We start from the raw sequence: 21,579 nt of genomic DNA on the forward strand, positions 1-21,579 counted from the left end.
CCTTATCCCTCCTCAAAGAACTCCTGCAAGGGGTTATCCAACTCGCGAAGCTCAATCAGTTTAGCGCCCTCAGCCACAAGCTTGTTGACGATTTCAGCCACTTCCTCGGGGCTTTGAACAGTAACCACAAAATAGCCGTTCTCAAACTTGGAATGCGGAAGCATCTTTGAAATATCATTTAACGCCTTGAAACCCACACGGTACTGGCGTGTTTTGACGTTTTCTATTTTATCAAAAAAGCTCAAGGAACCATTCTTTATCACAATCAAATACGTGCCGATTTCTCGAGCTTCATAGAGATTATGAGAAGAGTAGAGAACAAACTTGTCCTTGCTTAACTCGGCGAGGAGTTGTCTTATTTCTTTGGAGATTTTTGGGTCCACGTTGGATGTGGGCTCGTCGAGGAGGTAGAGTTCCCTTTCTCGGAGAAAGATTTTGGCGACTGAGACCCTCTTTTTCTGCCCCTGGGATAGGGAAGTAAATTTTTTGTCGCGAAGTTCTTGAAGGTTTAAGATGTCGATGACATGCTCCACATCGCCGCCTTCAATATCGGCATAATATTTCAGAGCGTTGTAGACGGTCATTTCCTCAGGGAGCGCATTTAAGTGAGAAAGGTACGCTACCTTCTTTCTTGCTTCTTTATTGCTGAAGAGGTCAAATTCGTCTAACTTAACTTGACCTGAAGATGGCTGCAAAATTCCGCAAATAGCCCTAAAAAGTGTCGTTTTCCCCGCGCCGTTGGGTCCGAGCACGACGTAGATTGAGGGTTCAGTTAGCTTTAGATTAATTTTGTGAATTACCTCTTCTAAACCGTAGCCTGCGCTTAGGTCTTGGAGTTCAAGCTGCCGCAATCTAACGTCACGTTTCGCTAATTAGAGTCATCGACTTTTAAGGCTTGCTTAAAATCCGCTTTAGGACTGTTTCTTCGCCAATACGGACCTACCCCCCTTAGGTTTCTGCATAGAACCACTAATAGCATCCAAATAGACAGCAAATAGGCTCAAAAAGTCATCTAAAAAGGGGAAAAAACTGCCCCCGAAAAAGGGAGGCGACTAGGAAATGGGGAGCTTCTTGGTCTCTTTGGGCGTCTTCTTAGGCAAATTAATTTCGAGCAAGCCGTTGGTCAGGTTTGCTTTGGCGTCGTCGGGTCGTACTTGTTCGGGTAGGCTGATTCTTCGGGAGTAGGTTTGGTAGGATCTTTCGTGGCGCACATAGTTTTTGGTTTGCTCCTCCTCGGCTTGGCTGCGCCTTGCTCTAATCGCCACAGAATCCTCGGTTAACTGGACATCGACTTCTTCTTTTTTAAAGCCCGGCAAATCCACAGTCAACCGATACTCCGAGCCCTTATCTTCCAAATCAACCGTAGGCATCTTAAACTCAGCAGCCACGGTGGGTCTTCGGGTTTCCAGCCTAAGCCTAGGCGATCTATCCCAGAAATTCTGAAAATCACGCTGGAACCGATCAATCATGCTGTCAAAGTCACGCTGCATTTCCCCAAAACCATAAGAAGCATACTCATCGGAACGTTTTAGCTCGCCCGCTTTCTTTTCGCTTCCACCATAATAATACATTTTCTTCTTATCTTCAGACAAAAGTTTCACCTCCAAACAGCAAAAAAAGGGTTTGGTTGATTAACATATGTGATTGAATTATGCTAGCATCAAAAGGGGGGTTAGGGCAGCGTGTAGCCGCCGTCGCAGACGATGCATTGCCCCGTGATGAAGCTTGCTTCTTCGCTGGCTAAGAAAACGACCAGATTAGCTATGTCGATTGGTTTGCCTATGCGTCCCAATGGTATGGTTTTGATTACCTGCGCGTACATTTCTTGATATGCGGGGTTACCTTCCGAGACGTCTGTGGGACCCGGAGCCACTGCGTTAACGTTGATGCCGTACTGCGCCACTTCAAAAGCCAAGGACTTCGTGAAGCCAGCGATGGCGGCTTTGCTTGCAGAATAATGCGCCAAACTACTAAACGCCACCACCGCTCCTGCAATGGAGGCGATGTTTACGATTTTTCCATGCTTCTGCTTAACCATGGCGGGCAACACGGCTTTTGTGTAGTGGAAAACTCCGTTAAGGTTGACGTCTATGACTTTGTTCCAGTCCTCATTAGTCATTTCCAAGAATGGCTTTAGGGGGTAGATGCCAGCGTTGTTGACGAGTAAATCGATTTTGCCGTATTTTTCCAAAGTTTTACTTGCGACGTTTTCTACTTGTTCAAGGTTGGAAACGTCGCATTTTAGGGGGAGCGCCTCTGCTTTTTGTGCTTCAATTTGTTGGGCTACAGTAAAAATCGCGTCTGATATGTCGGTTATGACCACGGCTTTTGCGCCAGCGCGAGCGATGGATAGGGCGATTTCTTTGCCTATTCCGCGACCCGCGCCAGTCACGATAGCCACGGCACCATTTAAATCCACAAAAACACCACCATCATTTTAGGTCATAAGCATATTTGAACTTTGTCCGCAGCAGCTAAACTAACACGCCGACTAGTTTCATGCGTCCCAAGACGTCGGGGGCATGGGGGGCAATCTCCATTGATTCGGTTAGGTCGTTTCCTGCTTCGTGACCCATGTGGTCGCCTTGGAGCCACTGGTCAGATTCGGAAACGTCGTAGACTTTGCCTTGGTAGGCAAGATAGGCGGGTTTCCCGTTTTTCCCGTCATATTGACTTAGTTCGCTTAGGGTAAATTGTTTGGTTTCACTCATGTATTCCACCTGATTGGTGAAGGTAGTTTTAGCGGTAATAAGCTATAACCTTCTGTGACTGTCACGACACAACCACAACTCACCGTTAACACGCTACGAGGGTTTATCAAAAAGTTAATCCCACACGCAACCTTAACAAAATATACACGGCTTCACGCCACACAGATGATTAGTTTGGTAACTCAACAACCCCAAATCAGAATCCAAAAAAACGGGCCCTACCTCGTCACAGGAAACATACCACTCATGCCCATGACCATAGAATGCGACAGCGACAAAGGCATCCCCACACGCTGGGTAATCGGCGAAAAACTCCAAACGCCCCCCACCTACGCGTTATGCCGATGCGGACACAGCAGCAACAAGCCCTTCTGTGATGGCACCCACACAAAAATCCACTTTGACGGCACCGAGACCAACAAAAATACACCCTTCAAAGAAATGGCAAAAACCATCGATGGCCCCACCCTGACGCTTCTAGACGCCGAAAGCCTATGCGCCTCTGCCCGATTCTGCCACCGAGGCGGCGACATATGGGATGTCATCCCCAAAACCGACGACCCAAAATGGAAGCAGAATGCAGTGACAAACGCCTGCGATTGCCCTTCAGGTCGCTTGGTGCTTAAAGATAAAGAAACGGGAAAAACGGTGGAGCCCGCGCTTGAGAGGGGCATTGGCTTCATTTTGGACCCCGCCATAGGCGGCGATGGACCCTTGTGGATTCGCGGTGGCATCCCCATTTTCTCCGCTGACGGGAAACCCTATGAGGTACGAAACCGCGTGACGTTATGCCGTTGTGGCAAATCATATAATAAGCCGTTTTGTGACAGCAGCCACTATCCCGAAGAGGACCGAGAGGTAATTAAATGAAAGAAGATACCGAAAACTTTGAAGAAACCATAAAAACCAAACCGAAAGCGTATGTGCTTTTTTATGCATCGTGGTGTCCCCATTCGCAGCGGTTTTTGCCCATCTTTAAAGCCTACGCCAAAACCAACCCCCAAGAGTGCTTGGCGGTCATGGTTGACTTCAAAGCGGAGCTCTGCGACAAATACAGCATCAACTATTACCCAACGGTGTTGCTGTTCAAGGAGGGTAATGTGGAAAAACGTCTAGATGCTAGCCCGGGGTTAGGGTTAACTAAAGAGCAGTTGACCGATTTGACCTCCACTGCTTAACCGACCACTCGGGACTTTTGGATTCTATGTCGAGGGATTTTTGGGGTCACCTCGGCGGGAAGTATACGACGGTAGATTACGTTGGTTATGGGGTTTTGCTCTGGCTTCTTTTCGTGGCTTTTACATGAAGCGACGTTTTGATCTTGGTTTATTTTGCAGGTGTGAATCGTCTTGAATTTAACTTGCTCTAAGGCATCGTTGACGCGAAGCCACACATCATGTTCCCCTTGGTTAGGTGCCTCTGTGGCGAGGTCCAAGCAGAAGCCGCCTGTACAATGCACATATTCTTTGATGGTACGGTGAGGCGGCACAAGAAACATGATTTTTATGCTATTATGTTTACATTCCCAACATGTTTTCGCCATGCGTTTCGCCCTGTTTTCGTTTTCTTGCTTGAACTGCATGGAAAAAAAGAGTTTTTGAGAAACCAAATTTGCCCGCTGGGTCAACGCTAATTCGCCAATATAGGAAGCAGGCTAAACAAGTTTGTTAATTCCGCTTCGTTCATGACAAGCAGAGCCTAACCTATTGTTTTGTCAATAGGTCATGGTATTCTTTGTTTATTTGTTCATGTCTCTGGATGAGTGTGTTGTGGATTTTGCGCCAGTCCTCAGCAATGTTTACCCACATTGGACCGCCGATGACGCTTTTCTTGACGTATTCGTCGAGGGCTGGTGCCCGTTTTATGGCGCGTTTGTTCCAGTCGACATTGATTAGGCCAGAGCGCCGCAGATATTGCAAGTTGCGGGCTATCTGGTTGTTGCTTATGGGGTAGGCGATGACGCTTTTGAGGTCCTCAGTTAAAGATTCAACAGAGAATTCATCGTCTCCGCGGAGGCTGATGGTAGCAATCATATCTTGCATGAGCTTCGCGGTTTTGGTTACGTAGAGCGTCCGTTTAGGAACTAATACCTGTTCGAGACGGTAGGCGTTGCGTTTGTAGAACCAGTTCTTGACTAACTCGGTAACTGCCAAGTAGGAAACTAACAGAACCGCCAAAAGCGCATAGAATAGCAACGGAGGCTGAACGAAACCAAAGATTTCACCCAACATCGTAAAGGGCACCAGCAAAGCAAACGCAACAATGGCAATGCTGCTGATGACAAGGTACTTGCTGGGTTTGCTCTTCCAGAAGGGGGTGCGGCGGGTTCGGATGACGAAAACTACCAGTACCTGCGAGACGAGGGATTCAGTGAACCAAGCGGTTTGGAATAATTGCTCAGGATAATGCGGATTAGCGGCTAAGAGCGCTGCGGGTATTATGGGTAGGAACACAAAGAGCATAGTGAAGAACGTTAGGAAGTCAAATAGTGAACTAACAGGCCCAAGCGAAACCATGAATCGCCTAATGAATGAGATATCCCAGCGTTTGGGTCGCTCAACGTATTCCTCGTCTACCTTGTCGGTGGTGATTGTGGACTGGGACATGTCGTAGAGCAGGTTGTTTAACAGGATTTGTACAGGCAACATGGGCAAGAAAGGCAAAAACAGAGATGCCCCTGCGACGCTAAACATGTTACCAAAGTTGCTGCTAACGCCGAGTTGGACGTATTTCATGGTGTTGCCGAAGGTTTTGCGTCCTTCCAGTACTCCCTTTGCTAAGACTGTAAGGTCGTTTTGGGACAAGATGATGTCGGCGGATTCCCGTGCAACGTCAACTGCATTATCTACGGAGACACCTACGTCAGCTGTTTTCAGTGATGGAGCATCGTTGATGCCGTCGCCCATGTAGCCCACGACGTGTCCGTTGCGTTTGAGCAGGGCGATTATGCGGTCTTTTTGTACGGGGTTGACGCGGCAGAATACGTTAGCTTCCTCAACAACCGCTGTGAGTGCTTCATCGGACATGTTGGCGATGTCATTGCCCACCGCGATGCCTTTTATTTCGAAGCCTAAAACGTCGCAGACTTTTCGGGTGACCAATTCGTTGTCGCCGGTGAGGATTTTGAGTTCGATGCCCGCTTTAGTCAGTAACTGTATGGATTCTTTGGCGGTTTCTTTAGGCGGATCCAAGAAGGCAACAAACCCTAAGAACACCATGTCGCTTTCGTCGTTAATCGAGTAAACTGCCTTGTCCTCTTTGAGCCGCTTATAGGCGATACCTAAAACGCGAAGACCCTCAGCGCTGTAATCTTGATATTTCAACTCGATTTTTCGGCGCATCTCATCCGTTAGGTCAGCGACGGTTCGGCGTAACTCGTAGTAGGAGCAGACTTTGAGGATTTCTTCAGGAGCGCCTTTGGCAATGAAGTAGCGTTGCTTGTTTAGTTCTACAACGACGGAGACCCGGCGACGGATAAAGTCGAAGGGGACCTCATCGATTTTTTGGTAGTTGGAGACGTCTACTTCTTTGTGTTTGAGGATAGCTTCGTCTAGGGGGCTTTTGAGGCCTGTTTGGAAGTTGCTGTTAAGGAACGAGTTGAGGAAGACTTTTTCATCTTCTTCGCCTTCGAGGTCAACGTTTAGGATAAGCTTGATTTTGTTCTCAGTGAGGGTACCTGTTTTGTCAGTGCAGAGCACGTTCATGCTGCCAAAGTTCTCAATAGCTGACAGCCGTTTGACGATTACGCCTTTTTTAGACATCGCCATGGCGCCGCGGGACAGGTTAATGGTGATAATCATGGGTAACAGTTCAGGAGTTAACCCCACTGCGAGCGCCACCGCAAAGAGCAGTGCCTGCACTACGCCATTTGTGGTGGGGTTGCGCAGTGAGATGATGAAGAACACAAACATGACAAGCAAGAAGGTGACTTGCATGATGAGAAAGCCAAAGTTGCGGACGCCCCGTTCAAATTCGGTTTCGGGTGCTTTCTCGATTAGTTTTTTGGCGATTTTGCCATATTCAGTGGCGCTGCCAGTTTTCACAACCACCGCAGTTGCGGAGCCGCTGACAATGGAGGTGCCCATAAAACAGTAATTGCTCCAGTCAACCATACCGCCGCCTTTACCCTTGAGGGCTCCAGAGATTTTTTCTACAGGAAAAGATTCACCAGTCAAAGCAGATTGATTAACGAAAAGGTCTTTCGCGGCGATAATGCGCGAGTCTGCAGGGGTGATGTCGCCCGCGGAGAGGAAAATGACGTCGCCGGGGACAATTTCGGGGAGTTTGATTTCTTGTTTGGTGCCGTCGCGTAAGACCGTGGCGGTGGTGGTGACTTTTTGTTTTAGGAGTTCTGCGGCTTTTTCAGCTTTAGACTCCTGGTAGTAGTCCAAGATTACGCTGATGAAAATGATTGTTAAGATTATGCCTGTGTTGGCTAATTCGCCTAATGCGCCTGTTATTCCAGCCGCAACAAGCAGGATGATGACAAGGGGACTTTTGAAGTGGAGTATGAATTCTTTGATGGCGGAGTGCTTGTGTGCTTTTGCTAACTCGTTGGGTCCGTATACTTCGAGGCGTTCGGTGGCTTGCTGGGCGCTTAAGCCTTGTGCTGAGGTTTGTAGGCGGCTTAAGAGTTGCTCCGCTGGTAGAGTTACGATTTCCTCCGATGTCAGCGTAGGCTGCAGGGGGGCAACTGCTGCATTGTATGAACCGTTGCCGTTTGGTTCCTTTGCCATGAACGCTCCCGCCTTAAACCGTACAATAACACGTTGCCTTTAAAGGAGTTTCTCACCAGTCGCACATTAACCCACCAAAAACGTATGCATAGAGAGTGCTGCTTGTGGCTACCCTTTTTGGTGGCAATCCATGCAGACAGCCACGATTTTCACGTGTTCTAGGCGCTGCTGCATACCCATCAATCCTTCAGCAAGCACAGAAACGTAGCCGATGGGTTTTCCGCATTTTTGACAACAAATAGGCTGCGTGTTACCCATATTCTGTCACAAAAAAGAAGGAGGAAAAACGGCTCTTATAAGGTGAACTATAAAATTGGTCACCGATGAGTTATTCATGCCCTGCGTGACCTAATGTATCTATCAGTCAAGCCTGCTACAAGGCAGAAACTTGCGAAAAAACCAAATGAAAGATTCATCAATAGAAGAAATATGTCAGCCTCAATGTAGCCTCCTTGCATTAGCGCATTGGAAAGAAAAGCAACAAAACCACTGCACAGCAGCGAAGCGATGATTATGGCGGAACCTAACCAAGGTCGTGACCCTCCTTTTGTTGGTCGTACAGACATTCGGGCGGCTATTATCCCTATGAGTGAACCCAAAATGAAACCTGCTATAGCGCCTCCAGTCATAAATTGCCAGAGCAAGCGGTAGCGTCCCAGCCAAGTCAGGAATATAAAAAAGAAGCCAACTGTTGCGGAAAGACCTAGCCATGGAAATGGGGACGTTTGTTTTTTTGTGTTTGTTGTGATTACTGTTTTTGTATTTACGCTTACTTTGTCGTTTTCTTTAGGAAACCATCCTCGGACTGATTTTTTTAGGGCGGTTATGATTTTCAAGGGTTCAACTCCGAGTTAGTTCCATAACATTTGTAAATAGTCAAATGTTTACGTAATTAAATTTTTCCATACCCCAAATCCTTAATTGACAATACACCCACAAAACCGCTTGAAAATCAAAAACGCAAATGACTATACCAAAAAATAGAAAAGAAAAGCGCTTCTGATAGCGCTATTTCCAGTTGGTGAGGATTTCTTCGCGTTTAAACGTCTCTTTGCTCAAGTAGAAAAGTGCGACGTCGGCGAGGGCCAAGCCAAAGATGACGATTCCGGCTAGCAACAGTGATGCGGCGGTGAATATGGAGCCAAACAGGACGACAAATATCAGGGGCAACACGACTAATCCGCCGAGTTGTTGGGCTGCTCGGATGTCGCTGACTTTGGAGGAGACGATGACGTTGGCTAAGACGCTCATGACGCAACCCAAGGGTGTGATGACAAACATTAGTAGCACCCAGTAGAGGTTGGGTAGCAAGATGACGCCAAGGGTTGTGTAGGTCCAGTAGTCCATGATGGGCACGTATATGGCGGCTGCTAAGTAGGTGACTGCCATGCAGGGCACAAACGAGGCTAAGCTTTTGCCTAGGAGCAATTCGCCGTCGGTTGTAGGCGTTGCCAGTAGCGGTTCGAGGCTTTTCTCAATTTTTTCGCCCACAAAACTGTATGAGGCAATGATTGAGGGCAGGATGGCGGGTATGAGCACGAAGTACATTGAACCTAAGTTCACAACTTGCTCCACGGCCTGCATCATTTCTGTGCCGCTTAGTTGATCGGCGCCTGCGCCTAAACTGAAAATGAAAGCTATAGGCAAAACGACACCTAACACTATGGGCATCGCTATTAAGCTGTAGAGCACGTATTTGTTGCGTTTAATTACGCTTAGGTCTTTTTTGGTTACTATCCACGATTTCCAAAGTCTCATGCAGATACCTCCCGAATGAGTTTTAGATAGACATCTTCAAGCGTAGACCGCAGCTCCGTCACATACTGGACGCTGCCGCCTGCTTCCACGATGGCACGCACCACCGCAGGGTTATCACGCTCAGGGTTCTCAATGTCTAAAATCAACTTGTTATCGCTGACCCGAACATTCTCCGAAACACCTAAACCCTGCACCGCAGCCACCACGCTCGCTGGAACGCTGGTTAAGTGCACGATGGTTTTTCGGTTGTAGAGGCTATGCTGGAGATTTTGGGGAGAATCCACGGTGATTAGTTTGGTTTTGAGGATGGCAATGCGGTCGCAAAGGCGCTCGGTTTCGGTTAAGTTGTGGGTGTTGATGAATATGGTGCGTTTTTCTTTTTTGAGTTCTAATACGAAGTCGCGGACGGTTTTTGAGGCTTCAGGGTCGAGGTTGGCGGTGGGTTCGTCAAGGAATAGGAGCTGTGGGTCGTGGATGAGGGCGCGTGCTATGGCGAGTTTTTGCTTCATGCCTTTGCTAAAGGTGGCCACTGCGTCGTCTCGGCGGTTCCAGATGCCTAAAAGCGTGAGGAGACGTTGGATGTTTTCTTTTCGTTTGGCTTCGGGGACTTCGTAGAGTTGTCCGTAGAAGTCGAGGTTGCGGTACGCGCTTAGGCTGTCGTATAGGCCTACGTTTTCGGGTAGGAAGCCAACCATTTTTCTGATGTTTAGGCAGTCCGCTTCTTTGCTGACGTTGTAGTTGCCTATGGTGGCTTCGCCGCTTGTTTTGCCTATGAGACAGCAGAGCATGCGCACCGTGGTGGTTTTTCCTGCGCCGTTGGGGCCTAAGAAGCCGAAGACTTCGCCGTCATTTACGTGTAGGGTGAGGTCTTCTACAGCGGTCAGGTTGCCGAATTTTCGGGTTAGGTTTTGGGTGTCAATCATGCCTTTTGCCTCCTCAGAGGATATTTACTATGGATACGGTAAGTAAGTATTTAAGTTAGACGAAACCGTTTTCATCATATGAAACTCCTTAAAATTTTGGACTCCCAAAGCGCCAAGCTCGTCACCGACGTCATCAACCAAGCAATCCTCAAAGAACTCGTCAACCAACCCCAATCCGTCTCCGACCTCACCGTAAAACTCAACATTCCCACACTCAAACTCTGGCGGAGAATCCAAAAACTCCAAAAAGCGAACCTCATCGAACAAACCGGCACCCAAAAAAAAGGCAACCTCGAAAAAAAACTATATCGCTCAACCGCCACCTACTTCGCGCCACAACAATTCTTAAACTTCAAACCCAAAAATCCCCAGTTAACAACGGCATTTGAAATTTACTCAGAAATCCAAAACATCCTCATGACTAAAATGGCTGCTTACAACGAGGTCCCACAAGACGCCGACCCTGTGGACTACTCGCTCTATGCCAACATGGTGGTGTTCGCGGACATCTGTGGCCAACCCCGTGTCCAAGCACGAATCGTCGAATTAGAACGCGAGCTTACCAAATTCAAAGAACAAGGCGGCTACAAACCCAGCAGTTAAGAGCTTTCGTATTTGGATTCTTCGATATGTTTGCGTTCCAGCTCCTCGTCGCTTAACCGTTGGGCTGGCTCGGCTGATGAGGCACTTTTTGGATAAGTGAGGGGGTCTTTGACGTAGCTATTCATGAAGCTGGATTTGCCGCAGGCAGGACATTGCAACATCCTGAAAGGCCCGATATGAACTCCACTAAAACTGTGTGAAGCATCAAAGACGGCGTGGCATTTGGAACATTTCGCACGCATGCCACCGCTGCGCATCATGTAGAGACGAAAAACTACAACTACGACTACTGCAATGACCACTATTACTATTCCAAAGTAGGGGCTGTCTAAAGCGTCAGTGATAGTTTGAGACATGCAACCACCTGCAAGATGTATTGCTGGTTAACTGTTTCCTCAAAGATAAATCTGCCTAAACACAAAGAAGGTTAGGGTTTTTCGTATTTAGAATCTTCTATACGCTTAGCCTCTAGTTCTTCTTCTGAGAGTTCCTGTGGCGCAGCTGTTTGCTTTTGAGCTTCTTCAGGCGGCCAAGTAAGGGGGTCTTTGACAGAAGAGTAAACGTTTAGCCAACTGTGTTTTTTACAGGCAGGACAACGGATATAGTGAAGAGGCCCAAGATGGGGCGCCAAAACTGCTCCGCCTAATCCTTGCTCAAAGACTGCACCGCATTTTTTGCATTTAACCCGAGTCATAGCAATCACGAATTAGAAACTCCTACACAGTTAACGTATTAAAATCCTCGCCAAAAAAATCAAAAATCCGCATTATCATCTGTTGGATTGTTTTTATATGGGGCATTCAATGTGTTGGGCTATGACAAGTAACATGTTTTGGAGCCGAAGCCTCCTTGACAATAACCTCCGAGTGCTGCTCTACCCCAAAGAATCCGCCAACACCACCCAACTATCACTCGCTGTTGAGTATGGCTCCAACCATGAACCTCCAGAAAACGCAGGCGTAGCCCACTTCATCGAGCACATGCTAGCAGGCGGCTCCCAAAAACGTATTGCCCTGTCACGAAAAGCCGAAGATTCAGGCGGCGTCATGGATTTCTTCACTGACCACGAATACATGATGAGCACCATAGACGTCCTACCCAACAAACTAACCGAGGCAGCCGACATCCTGTCAAAGGTCTTTTTTGATGAAGACTTTGAACAACAAAAATTTGACAGCGAACAAAAAATCATACTCAACGAACTCGCAGAAGTCGCCGATGAACCTAACGAGCAAGTCGAAGAAATGCTTCTAAGTTCGCTGTTTAAGAATCACCCCGTTAAGCGACCCGTCGGCGGCTACCCTAAAACCGTGAAGAAAATCACGCTAAAAAAACTCAAAGAAGCCTACCGAACCAATTACGTCGCGGAGAACATGATTTTGATTTTATCAGGTAACTACGCCGAGGAAGATGCGCAGACAGCTCTGGGCGTATTCAGTGACAAGGCTAAAGGGCAGGCGCCTAAAAGGGCTGAAAGGAAACCTGAGACAAAAGCGCCTAAAGAGTTGGTGGTCAAAGAAAAAGCGGGATTAACCCAGTCCTACCTTAACGTCGGCGCCCGAACGGTATGTTGCAGTCACAAGGACGCGGTGGTCCTTAATTTGGCGGGTGTAATTCTTGGTGGCGGAACCAGTTCTCGCCTGTTTGCGGAGTTACGCGAAAACCACCCCATAACCTATGATGTTAACGCAACGCACGTCAAAGGCTTAGATTATGGGTACTTGGGCGTTAGCTGCGCAGTAGCCGCCAAGAATGTAGGTAAAGCCCGCAAATTAATCAGCAAAGAATTCGTTAAACTTCGCACGCAAGCCGTACCCGCTGAAGAGTTGGAAAAGAGCAAAAACATGATTGTAGGCGCCGCCTTACGGGGGCTAGATAGTTTAGAGGATACCCCGGACATTTTGGCGTATATGGAGATTCATTTCCGAAACGAAAACGCGCTTCTAAAATACATCGATGAAGTTAAGGCGGTGACTGAGGCGGATATTTTGCGTGTTGCTAACCGATATCTCCAAGAAGATCAATTTGCCACGGCGATTCTAAATCCTGCAAAATAGGCTGCATAGCTTCGGCTAAAAAAATAAAAAGGGAAAAAGAGGCGCTCGGATTGCTGTTTAGTGTTTTTTCATGACTGTAGCTATCGAGATGCCGACTGCGACCAAGCTTAATGCGACTGCTACGTATTCATAGGTTGGGTCTGCTGGTGTTCCTGGCGCGCCGGTTGCGCCTACTTCTCCTGCTACGCCAGTTTGGCCTGTTGCTCCAGTGGGTCCAGTGAGGTCTGGAACGCTTATGTCAACGGATGCGTCTGCTGTGCTTGTTTCGGCGCCGAGTGTGTAGTCTCCGCTGAGGCTTGTGGGAACAATGACTGTCACGGTGAAGTTGCCATATTCATCTGTGGTTATAGTGTCGGAGAAGGTGTAAACTACTTCGGAGGTGTCGTTTAAGGTGAGGGTCACGTCTTCTTCAGCGTTAAATCCTGTACCGGTAACTGCGAGGATGTTGCTGTCGTCAGGTGTCGCCGTTAGAGTTGCAGAACCAGAGAGGGTGTATTCATCGTCAGCAGAAGCATCGGAGGTTTCAGCGGTTAAATCAAAGGTTCCATAGATACCGCTTGGTATAGTTAGGTTTGTGTCAAATGCGCCTTCGCTGTCAGTGGTTACGTCTTCAGTAAAGGTGTACGCAGTAGAACTATCCGTTTGATTTATGAGGGTTAATGTTACGGTTTCGTCAGCGTCAAAGCCTGTGCCGGTAACGTTAATCATATTGGTGTCATCGATGTCAGTGATAGTAATCGATGTTGTTGCCGCGTTTACGGTGGATACAAATGCGACCGCAAGGACTCCACAAAGCATGATTAAGAGCGCGATGTTTTTGTGTTGTTGCTTCAAGGTTTCAACTCCTTAAAACAACGGTCGACTAGACAGTAAATAAGAATATTTCAGAATATCTGCCTAATCGTGACCCAATAAAACCCTTAATTAGCCCAAATTTGACCAAAAAACAGGTAACTTACTAAAAGATTAATTGTGAGGGCGAGGTGCCGTTTGGCAGACACTCTGCAAACCGTGGAAGGATGCCCAGAACGGCACATTTGGGAGCCTAAGCCCCATAGTGTAGACCTGGAAACAGAGCCTCGATACGACTGCAGCGATCTGCCAAACGACGCATGTTACATATCAAAGGGATCGGAGGAAAAAACGTGAAAAAGGGGATTTAAGCCAACAGATAGCGGGTTTGTAAGAAGCCTTCATAAGTGTGATGATGAAAAAATCTTCTACCACCGCGACGTTTCAATTTGTTCGCGGAGCGAATTAATGTCTGTTACTTGCTCTTTTAAGACTATGTCGTCGCCGGTTATTGGACCTACTACGTTGCTGGGTAGCGGCACTACAGATTTAGACATAAATCCGCTTTTAGTTCCGTAGAGCTTTGCTACTTCATCAGTTAACTTAACGTCTACTTTTGTCACAGTCCACGTGTTGTCGTCTAATTCGACGTCTTCTACTTCGCCGATCCTCATGCCGTTTTTAGCAATCACCTTTTTGCCTTTTATTTCCTCAATTTTTACCAAAATTATCACCACCTAAAATTAGCTGCCTAAATATTTTCAATTCAGCCCCGATTAAAAAGCTTTGTAGCATCCCTAAAACTACTACAGCCAAAGGGCTACTTACACGTCTAAGGGCACAAATGCAACTTTTGGGTGCTTAACAAAAAACCAGCCCAACCCACAGTAAAACAGGGAGCTTAGCCTGTCGCTGTTGCTATAACCTGTTTACCACAAACGCTTAAGAACACGCCATGTTTGTTGATATTTGTTCACTTGCTACGTGTGGAGGTGAACTGTATTTCTAGGACTTTAGCAAACATTGGATTCATATTGGCGCTCATAGGCAGCCTCTTTTTGATAATCATTGGCATAGCGGGTATGCTGGGGATTTTTGTATTAATTTTTGCACCTTTTTTTGCTTTAGGCTCATTTTTTTACGGCATTGTCATGTTCATCGTTGGGATACTTGGAGTGCTCTCTTCAAGATTCGTGTATAACCCAGGCGCTGCAATCTGGATGCTTTTACTTGCAGTAATCGCAGGATTATTTGGGGCAGTGTTCGCTGCGTGGCTTCTTGCTATCGGCGGAATACTTGGGTTACTTTCAAGACTCTAACAAAAAACCGCGTAGCCTTCCGCTTGATACCCACTCCACCTACAAATGCTGGTTAGGAAGAAACGTCTTGTTTAAACCACATTTTTGGAAATCATGCTTTTTAGCCTTCATTTTGGCTTTGATAGTGGCAACCTTAGTCATCACTGCCTGCGCAGGGAGCTCAAGCAAAGAAACCCTCATCGAACCAGACGCGCCTGAACCCTACACGCTGGCTCAAACAACAAATGAAACGTATGAAAATAATAAGGTGTACATGGGAGTTTGGCTAAACAACATATACAGCTATGAATACACCAAAGGCACCTACACTCTTGATATTTTTTTGTACTTTTTTTGGATAGACCCAAACATAAAAGAAATCGACTGGTACTTGATGAATGGATACCCTGTTAATCCCGCAACCATCGAAACCTTAAACAACGACACAACAGGCGAAGTAAAAAATCAGATTTTTAGAATAACCGCAGTTTGCAGCACCACTCCCGATGCTTCATCTTTCCCTTTTGACCCCATTCAGATGGAAGTAGTCATCGAACTGATAACCCGCGGCTATCATGCCGAAATCGTCTGGTTAGAGAATCAAACAGGTGTTGACCCAAGCTTTGATAACGCTGGGTGGGTGACCAGCAATATAGAACTAATAAGTTCTTACCGTGTGTACCCTTTAGGTGTGGAGTTACCCCGCGCAGAGATGATTCTAACTCAGTATCGTCTACAACTCTGGACGGGCATCCAAGCGCTCATCCCCCCACTGATTTTTGCGTTAGTTTCTGCGTTTTCATTTTTGTTTAGTCTCCGTGACGCGGCGGCTGTGGGGTTGCGGTTGGGTTTGGATACTTCGATGCTGGTAACAACCTTGCTGTTTAACTTTACAGTAAACGCGACGATTCCGCCGTCTTCAACAATTACGCTCTATAGCCTGTTTATGCTGTCGATTTTGATTTTTATGGTCATGAATTTGGTTGTGACGGTGATAGGGTTTGTGCAGTGGTTCTATTATAAAAACGAAAGACAAACAAAGCGGACGAACCGTTGGGGCTTTGTTATTTCGTTGCTGGTACTTTTTGCGTTCTTTATACTGCTATATTTACTGAGAGTATAACGTTATTGATACTCGATTCTGGGGTATGTAAGCCTCTAGTCACAACCACATAACTTTATTTTCACTTTTTAACCTCAATTCAAACAGGTTTCTAAGAAAAAGAGTGTTATTTATGCCCCTAAATGAGTATAAACCAGGTACCCGATTCTCTGGACTTATCGGCCGCACCGTTGACCAATCAAGCCCGGCTTGGCCTATGCCGCTAAGAGCCAAAGAAGGTGCCCCCAACGTGCTTTTCATAATCCTCGACGACACAGGATTTGGCCAGATAGGCTGCTATGGAAGCCCAATCGAAACACCCAACCTTGACAGCCTAGCTGCAAACGGGCTCCTATACACAAACATGCAAACAACCGCTCTATGTTCTCCTACCCGCTCCTGTATCCTAACGGGTCGCAACCACCACGCCAATGGCATGGCTGGAATTACCGAAATATCCACTGGCTACCCTGGCTACAATGGCTACATTCCCTTTGAGAACGGTTTTATCTCCGAAATTCTTCGACAGAAAGGCTACAACACCTACGCAGTAGGCAAATGGCATCTCACCCCCGCTAACGAAATCTCTGGTGCAGGTCCCTACAATCGTTGGCCGCTTGCCCGCGGTTTTGAGCGCTACTATGGGTTCCTTGGGGGAGATACCAACCAGTATTACCCCGATTTAACTTTTGACAATCACAGCGTAAGACCTCCCAAGACGCCCCAAGAAGGCTACCACTTAACCGAAGACCTCGTCAACACCGCAATATCCTTTATTGCCGATGCTAAGCAGGTTGCCCCTGACAAACCGTTCTTCCTGTATTTCTGCACTGGAGCCATGCATGCGCCCCATCATGTTCCCAAGGAGTGGGCAGACAAATACAAGGGCAAATTCGACGATGGCTGGGAAGCCTATCGAGAAAAAGTCTTCCAAAAACAAAAAGAACTCGGCATAATGCCCTCCAACGCTGAACTCTCCCGCCATGACCCCGACGTCAAACCCTGGAACGAATGTTCCGCTGAAGAGAAAAAGGTGTATTCGCGCATGATGGAGGTCTTTGCGGGTTATCTCTCCCATACCGACTATCACATCGGCAGACTGCTTGACTTCTTAAAAACCATAGGAGAATTCGACAACACCCTCATAATGGTGCTCTCTGATAACGGTGCAAGCGCAGAAGGCGGACCTCAAGGCTCCATAAATGAGAGCCTCTTCTTCAATAACGTTCCCGAAGAGTTAGCGGACAACATAAAAATGCTTGACAAAATCGGCGGCCCCGAAACCTTCAACCATTACCCTTGGGGCTGGACTTGGGCGGGCAACACGCCTTTTCGCCGCTGGAAACGCGAAACCTACCGAGGCGGCGTAAGCGACCCCTTCATTGTTCATTGGCCAAAAGGCATCCAAGCAAAAGGGCAAATCCGAACCCAATACGCCCACGCAATCGACCTGTTACCCACAGTACTTGAAGCATTAGAAATGGAAGCGCCAGAAACGATTCAAGGTGTCACACAATCACCAATTCAAGGCGTAAGCTTCGCCCACACCTTCAACGACGCCAACGCAGAAACCAAACATCACACACAGTACTTCGAGATGCTGGGACATCGCTCTATTTATCAAGACGGCTGGCGCGCAGTCTGCCCCTGGCCTGGTCCCTCGTTTGCGGAGGCAGGAAAACCGTTCGGTATGCCTATTTCTGCAGAAGAACTCACCCAGTTGGACGCTAAAAGCTGGGAACTCTATCACATCAGCGAAGACATTGCGGAAAACCACAACATCGCAAACGAAAACCGACCGCTCCTTATCGAAATGATTGCCCAGTGGTATGTTGAAGCAGGTAAATACAACGTTTTGCCGGTCGATGGCAGGGGAACCCAACGTTTCGCTGAACAGCGACCACAGATAAGCACAGAACGCTCGACCTACGTGTACTATGCTGAAACGCAGCCAATCGGCTCGGAGGTGGCGGTTAATGTGCTCAACCGAACTCACAGCATAACGGCAGATGTAGAAATAACCGCTAACGCTACGGGGCTTCTATTGTCACAGGGTGCAAACGACGGCGGTTACGCGTTGTATGTGAGGGAGGGCAAACTAAATTACGCCTACAACTACTTAGGCAAAGCCATATACCACGTTGAATCCGAAAAACAAATCCCGATTGGACGCCACAAACTACGCTTTGCGTTTGAAGTAACAGGAAAGCCTGACCCGTCCGCAGGAAAAGGCGCCCCTGGGCAAGGAAAATTCTACATAGACAGCGAACTTGTTGGGCAAGGTGAGATACCTGTAACTATCCCCATCATAATGGGTTTGAGCGGCAAATTCACCGTCGGAGAAGCCCCCAGTGCACCCGTAACCCCCGATTACAGTGGAGCCTTCAAGTTTACTGGAAAAATCTACAGCATAACCGTGGATGTAAGCGGTGAAAGCGTCGAGGACGCTAATGCGAAGATGCGTCACGTCATGGCTCGACAATAACACGATTACTAAGACGGCAAGTTAGAGACCTACCGCAGACCCAGTGAAAAATACGTCTGGTTTTGGTATTTTGAGTGTCGAAGAGGTATTTTCAAACGTCGCTTCTGGAATTAAACTAATTGCTGAGATGTCTAGTGTTGCCCTAATTGCTGTAGGGTTAGTGGTTGCACTATATTTTTTGGTCAGAGCCCTGATTACGAAAGAAAAAAGGCAGTACATTAGACTTAGGTTGTCTTTGGGGCGATTTCTTGTTGTTGCCCTAGAGCTTCAATTAGCCGCTGACATCATTGAGACCGCTATTTTACCCAGCTGGGAACATATTGGTCAACTTGCAGCGATTGCCTTGATTAGAACGTTTCTAAATCACTTCCTTAACAAAGAAATCGAGGCAGAAGAAAAAGAGAAACGGGAAACCGAAATGACCCAAACCCAGAAGAACATGAAAATGTAGGAAAAATGGCGATGTGGGCACAGCTGCGCAGTCACAGACATTTAATATGCACTTCCCCAACAGTCACATGTTAAAAAATCAAGAAGTGAATAAAAATGGTTATGTCCAGTGAAACAGTCTTGTATGGTCCGATGCAAATTTTCGTTATTGGCTTTCCGGGCAACCAATTTAGCGGCGAGATTCTTCCAGCGTTAAACGAAGCAAGAGACAAGAACCTCATTCGCATGATTGACTATCTTTTCATCAGCAAAGATGAACAAGGCAACATTTCAACCCTTGCAGGCACAGATTTAGGCAGAAAAGAAATCAGGCAATTAGACTCTGTAATTGGTGCGTTGTTAGGTTTTGGGGCAGGCGGCAAAGAAGGCGCAAAGAAAGGAATGGAAGCAGGGTTGAAGTTTAGCGAAAACGACAGGGGTCTCTCAGAAAGTGAAATTAGGGAAATCGCAGAGAACATCCCTGACAACAGTTCAGCGTTAATGATGATTGTTGAGCATCTGTGGGCAAAGAAGGTCAAAGAAGCTTTAGTAAACTCCAACGGCGTCATGCTTGCTCAGGGTATGTTGACTCCCGAGTTAGTTGTCAGAATAGGCGAAGCACTCAAAGCTTAAACAGGAAATCAAGTTCTAAATTTTTTTGTTAGCCTTTGGCGTATTTTCTCTTTTTTTAGTTAACGGTTTTAACCTTCAAGAGGTGAAAAATTTGAGTTTTGGACCCTTAGGTCGTGGCGGAGCAAGAAGAAGAACCCGACGCAGAATGAATAGACGAACCGCTTTGATGATGATGTCTATGCAGCAGAAGCAGCAGATTCAGAAGCAAACGGGCAAGAACCCTGAGCAGATGAGTGAGGATGAGTTGAATGCTGCAATGGAGAAAACTGGCGTTGAGCCCAAGAGTGATACCGATATTGAACAGCTCGAGAAGTTGGCTGATTTGAAGGATAGAGGTATCATTAACGAGCAGGAGTTTGAGGCTAAGAAGAGCCAGATCCTCAAAATGTAGCTACCTATAGAAGTGTATGCATAGCAAAGTGCGCTAAGATGCAAGAGTTTACCGCTTTATTGTCTAATATTCAATTTTTTTAGTGCTAAATATTACTACAGAAAATTTATTACCTTGAACGAGAATTATTTTTTGATAATTTTCGGGGAATTTTTTTGGTTAGTGCAGATGAACTTTCTGGAAAAAAAATCGTCAGCCTAAAAGGAGACGAAATCGGCGAAGTTAGGGATGTAGAGGTTGATCCGCTAAAATGGCAAGTAACTCACCTCCAAATGAAACTAAGTAGCAGAGCAGCAGTTTCGCTGGGTTTCAAAAAAACCATCGGCAGTTACACTGTATGCATGCCAATTGAGTTAGTTTCATCCATCGGCGACGTGGTAACTATAAACAAAACCTTGCTCGACATCGCTGCAACCACAGATATAAAAGAATGCCCAACAAAAAGTGTACGACGACGCATAAACGTAAGCCTCTAAACCGATCGGATAACCCAAAAATCAGTCTAAACCCATCAGTCTACTCCCGACCCCTCAGGGAGGGCAAAGAACCGTCGATCCACTTCTTCTATGCCATGGCTAAACCTACAGGCTTAAAATGTAACCTTAGCGGCGCTTACATATTTTTAAAGCCTCTATCTCAACGCATTTTTTCAAAACAAAATAAGCCATGCTACAGACCAGCCGCTGATATAATAAAAAAATCGATGAGACAGCCGAATCTTATTTAGAGGAGAAACAAAAATACACGTGCGGTTCAGCATGTCTAAAAGCAGCGCCTTACAGGAAAAAGCCATCGCATATGACAAAAACGGTTTCATCAAACGTGAAGTCGACAACGCCGTAGTAACCCTAAAAGAGTTTAGACAAAAATACCCCTTCGCGGAAAACCGCGCCTCCATCGAGTGGCTTGACCCTGACAAACTCTTCAAACTTAACCCTGACGAAGTAGGTGAATTCTTCCGTTTCTTAGAAGCCTATTTTAAACCGCTGGGCTATGCAGTGCCCAACAGCACTAACGTCTACCGCAATGCAAGGCTCCAAATTAGCGACCTACGCAACCTTCTCCGCGTCGCGGTGGACGAAAGAAAAACCTTAGCGCAAAAAGTTGATGCGCCCTGGGAACGAATCGGCGGACTGGGGCAGGATAAACAGCTTGCGAAAAAAATCATATTTTGCTTCAACTACGAAAACGGCAACGTCTTGCCCATATTTAGCAACCACCATCTGAGGCATTTTGTAAACCGCGTCTCCGATGCTCCCAATGGTCAGACGAAGTATTTTTCACTGGGCCAAGAATATGAACACTTCACTGCTGAGCTGTTAACCGCCAAAAACAGTGTTTCACTAACGCGGGGGTGGGGTGTTTCATATTTTGCTCGCTTTCTGTACAACACTTTTCCGCCGCCGGACAGTGAACCCGTCGGAGTCAACGCCCATGAAGGCAGACGAGCGGGTATGGCAGTCACTAACGAACAACTGGACATGCAGGGTTTCATGAAGCTGCTCGGCGAATTACAAAAAAGACAAAAAATCACGGGGGAACAGTTCCGTGAGCACCGTGCGGTATGGATGCTGCAGCCCAGCGACCGCGACGCCCTCATTGTTCGTCTTAAGAAACTCTTAGAAGACGCCTAACCTTCTTTTGGCAAAAAGATAATGGAG

The 21,579-nt window shown here is 46.9% G+C and carries 26 protein-coding genes; 12 read left to right on the forward strand and 14 right to left on the reverse strand.

Translation table 11 applies throughout. The features are described 5' to 3' along the window. Positions 1-2 precede the first annotated feature (2 nt). The 4 genes from NWE92_06925 to NWE92_06940 form a co-directional block, all read right to left on the reverse strand. Positions 3-851 (reverse strand): ABC transporter ATP-binding protein, encoded by an 849-nt coding sequence (locus tag NWE92_06925; protein ID MCW4029363.1) that lies wholly within the window; start codon positions 849-851, stop codon positions 3-5. 201 nt (positions 852-1,052) lie between these two features. After that, the gene (locus tag NWE92_06930; protein ID MCW4029364.1) at positions 1,053-1,592 is read right to left on the reverse strand and encodes an Hsp20/alpha crystallin family protein; all 540 of its coding nucleotides are present in this window, start codon (positions 1,590-1,592) and stop codon (positions 1,053-1,055) included. An 80-nt stretch (positions 1,593-1,672) separates the two neighbouring features. After that, complete coding sequence (locus NWE92_06935; protein ID MCW4029365.1) at positions 1,673-2,419, reverse strand: 3-oxoacyl-ACP reductase FabG; 747 nt, start codon at positions 2,417-2,419, stop codon at positions 1,673-1,675. 55 nt (positions 2,420-2,474) lie between these two features. After that, a complete protein-coding gene (locus NWE92_06940) occupies positions 2,475-2,711 on the reverse strand; it encodes a cytochrome B5 (protein ID MCW4029366.1) in 237 nt (78 codons plus the stop codon). A gap of 54 nt (positions 2,712-2,765) precedes the next feature. On the opposite strand from NWE92_06940, the gene NWE92_06945 reads away from it, so the two are divergent. Together NWE92_06945 and NWE92_06950 are read left to right on the forward strand one after the other, a co-directional pair. Continuing rightward, positions 2,766-3,581, forward strand: coding sequence for a CDGSH iron-sulfur domain-containing protein (locus NWE92_06945; GenBank protein ID MCW4029367.1), 816 nt, complete (start codon positions 2,766-2,768; stop codon positions 3,579-3,581). Next, positions 3,578-3,889, forward strand: coding sequence for a protein disulfide isomerase family protein (locus NWE92_06950; GenBank protein ID MCW4029368.1), 312 nt, complete (start codon positions 3,578-3,580; stop codon positions 3,887-3,889). The genes NWE92_06945 and NWE92_06950 overlap by 4 nt, the downstream gene beginning before the upstream one ends. On the opposite strand, the gene NWE92_06955 is transcribed toward NWE92_06950, so the two are convergent. The 6 genes from NWE92_06955 to NWE92_06980 form a co-directional block, all read right to left on the reverse strand. Further along, positions 3,886-4,254, reverse strand: a complete 369-nt coding sequence (locus NWE92_06955) for a hypothetical protein (protein MCW4029369.1) — start codon at positions 4,252-4,254, stop codon at positions 3,886-3,888. The genes NWE92_06950 and NWE92_06955 overlap by 4 nt on opposite strands. Before the next feature lie 160 nt (positions 4,255-4,414). Then, a complete protein-coding gene (gene mgtA, locus NWE92_06960) occupies positions 4,415-7,447 on the reverse strand; it encodes a magnesium-translocating P-type ATPase (GenBank protein MCW4029370.1) in 3,033 nt (1,010 codons plus the stop codon). Between the two features lie 108 nt (positions 7,448-7,555). Then, the gene (locus NWE92_06965) at positions 7,556-7,705 is read right to left on the reverse strand and encodes a hypothetical protein (GenBank protein ID MCW4029371.1); all 150 of its coding nucleotides are present in this window, start codon (positions 7,703-7,705) and stop codon (positions 7,556-7,558) included. Positions 7,706-7,779: 74 nt separating this feature from the next. Continuing rightward, positions 7,780-8,283 (reverse strand): hypothetical protein, encoded by a 504-nt coding sequence (locus tag NWE92_06970; GenBank protein MCW4029372.1) that lies wholly within the window; start codon positions 8,281-8,283, stop codon positions 7,780-7,782. Positions 8,284-8,455: 172 nt separating this feature from the next. Continuing rightward, positions 8,456-9,205, reverse strand: coding sequence for an ABC transporter permease (locus NWE92_06975; protein ID MCW4029373.1), 750 nt, complete (start codon positions 9,203-9,205; stop codon positions 8,456-8,458). Further along, positions 9,202-10,128, reverse strand: coding sequence for an ABC transporter ATP-binding protein (locus tag NWE92_06980; GenBank protein MCW4029374.1), 927 nt, complete (start codon positions 10,126-10,128; stop codon positions 9,202-9,204). Before NWE92_06980 ends, NWE92_06975 begins: the two co-directional genes overlap by 4 nt. Positions 10,129-10,206: 78 nt before the next feature. On the opposite strand from NWE92_06980, the gene NWE92_06985 reads away from it, so the two are divergent. Further along, a complete protein-coding gene (locus NWE92_06985) occupies positions 10,207-10,731 on the forward strand; it encodes a winged helix-turn-helix domain-containing protein (protein MCW4029375.1) in 525 nt (174 codons plus the stop codon). On the opposite strand, the gene NWE92_06990 is transcribed toward NWE92_06985, so the two are convergent. Together NWE92_06990 and NWE92_06995 are read right to left on the reverse strand one after the other, a co-directional pair. Continuing rightward, a complete protein-coding gene (locus tag NWE92_06990) occupies positions 10,728-11,087 on the reverse strand; it encodes a hypothetical protein (protein ID MCW4029376.1) in 360 nt (119 codons plus the stop codon). The two genes, NWE92_06985 and NWE92_06990, sit on opposite strands and share 4 nt — an antisense overlap. A gap of 71 nt (positions 11,088-11,158) precedes the next feature. Beyond that, positions 11,159-11,434: a hypothetical protein gene (locus tag NWE92_06995; protein ID MCW4029377.1), complete on the reverse strand. Its 276-nt coding sequence runs from the start codon at positions 11,432-11,434 to the stop codon at positions 11,159-11,161. A 112-nt stretch (positions 11,435-11,546) separates the two neighbouring features. Between NWE92_06995 and NWE92_07000 the strand changes: the two genes are divergently transcribed. Next, positions 11,547-12,788, forward strand: a complete 1,242-nt coding sequence (locus tag NWE92_07000; GenBank protein MCW4029378.1) for an insulinase family protein — start codon at positions 11,547-11,549, stop codon at positions 12,786-12,788. Between the two features lie 57 nt (positions 12,789-12,845). Here NWE92_07000 and NWE92_07005 read toward each other — a convergent pair whose 3' ends face one another. Further along, positions 12,846-13,622 carry a collagen-like protein gene (locus tag NWE92_07005; GenBank protein MCW4029379.1) on the reverse strand — a complete coding sequence of 259 codons (777 nt, stop codon included), beginning with the start codon at positions 13,620-13,622 and terminating at the stop codon, positions 12,846-12,848. 386 nt (positions 13,623-14,008) lie between these two features. Further along, the gene (locus NWE92_07010; GenBank protein MCW4029380.1) at positions 14,009-14,305 is read right to left on the reverse strand and encodes a PRC-barrel domain-containing protein; all 297 of its coding nucleotides are present in this window, start codon (positions 14,303-14,305) and stop codon (positions 14,009-14,011) included. Between the two features lie 237 nt (positions 14,306-14,542). Here NWE92_07010 and NWE92_07015 point away from each other — a divergent pair, with 237 nt between their 5' ends. The 8 genes from NWE92_07015 to NWE92_07050 all read left to right on the forward strand — a co-directional run bounded on the left by NWE92_07015 (position 14,543) and on the right by NWE92_07050 (position 21,552). Then, positions 14,543-14,899, forward strand: coding sequence for a hypothetical protein (locus NWE92_07015; GenBank protein MCW4029381.1), 357 nt, complete (start codon positions 14,543-14,545; stop codon positions 14,897-14,899). Positions 14,900-14,966: 67 nt separating this feature from the next. After that, positions 14,967-16,001, forward strand: coding sequence for a hypothetical protein (locus tag NWE92_07020; protein ID MCW4029382.1), 1,035 nt, complete (start codon positions 14,967-14,969; stop codon positions 15,999-16,001). 112 nt (positions 16,002-16,113) lie between these two features. Then, on the forward strand, positions 16,114-18,465 hold the full coding sequence (locus NWE92_07025; protein ID MCW4029383.1) for an arylsulfatase: 2,352 nt from the start codon (positions 16,114-16,116) through the stop codon (positions 18,463-18,465). A gap of 70 nt (positions 18,466-18,535) precedes the next feature. Next, positions 18,536-18,916, forward strand: coding sequence for a DUF1622 domain-containing protein (locus tag NWE92_07030; GenBank protein ID MCW4029384.1), 381 nt, complete (start codon positions 18,536-18,538; stop codon positions 18,914-18,916). 95 nt (positions 18,917-19,011) lie between these two features. Beyond that, on the forward strand, positions 19,012-19,527 hold the full coding sequence (locus NWE92_07035; GenBank protein ID MCW4029385.1) for a DUF6325 family protein: 516 nt from the start codon (positions 19,012-19,014) through the stop codon (positions 19,525-19,527). A 25-nt stretch (positions 19,528-19,552) separates the two neighbouring features. Then, on the forward strand, positions 19,553-19,918 hold the full coding sequence (locus NWE92_07040) for an SHOCT domain-containing protein (protein MCW4029386.1): 366 nt from the start codon (positions 19,553-19,555) through the stop codon (positions 19,916-19,918). 155 nt (positions 19,919-20,073) lie between these two features. Further along, positions 20,074-20,394: a PRC-barrel domain-containing protein gene (locus tag NWE92_07045; GenBank protein ID MCW4029387.1), complete on the forward strand. Its 321-nt coding sequence runs from the start codon at positions 20,074-20,076 to the stop codon at positions 20,392-20,394. A 282-nt stretch (positions 20,395-20,676) separates the two neighbouring features. After that, positions 20,677-21,552, forward strand: coding sequence for a hypothetical protein (locus NWE92_07050; GenBank protein ID MCW4029388.1), 876 nt, complete (start codon positions 20,677-20,679; stop codon positions 21,550-21,552). Positions 21,553-21,579: the final 27 nt, after the last annotated feature.

This window comes from Candidatus Bathyarchaeota archaeon, from assembly GCA_026014745.1.
Taxonomy (GTDB): Archaea; Thermoproteota; Bathyarchaeia; order Bathyarchaeales; family Bathycorpusculaceae; genus Bathycorpusculum.